At 45.2% G+C, this 272-nt stretch carries 1 protein-coding gene; it reads left to right on the top strand.

Going from position 1 to position 272, the window contains the following annotated elements:
* Positions 1-272: hypothetical protein (locus A3751_RS22565; RefSeq protein WP_197466130.1), on the top strand; the 272-nt coding region annotated here is incomplete at both ends.

Below are 272 nucleotides of genomic sequence, written 5' to 3'. Positions count from 1 at the left end.
TCAGCGTCGACTGGACGAACTACATGAACAATTTGGTGACCAGATTGCCATCAACCACTATTACATTGATCTTTTTGGTGACGTCGCTAAGAGAATAGAGCTGCAATGGACGGAGCGAGGCAGTTATGAAGGATTTGCTCAACACGTAATGCATGCAGTGCAACCATACGACAATGCGACAGTTAACGACCGTCTCTGGACAGAAGTTCGACCAAGCACTTCTGCTAATGCACATATGTTTATCAAAGCGATTTCACTCAGCTATGGACAAG

It is taken from the genome of Oleiphilus sp. HI0080 (genome assembly GCF_001635135.1).
This window is presented reverse-complemented; position numbering and strand designations above follow the sequence as displayed.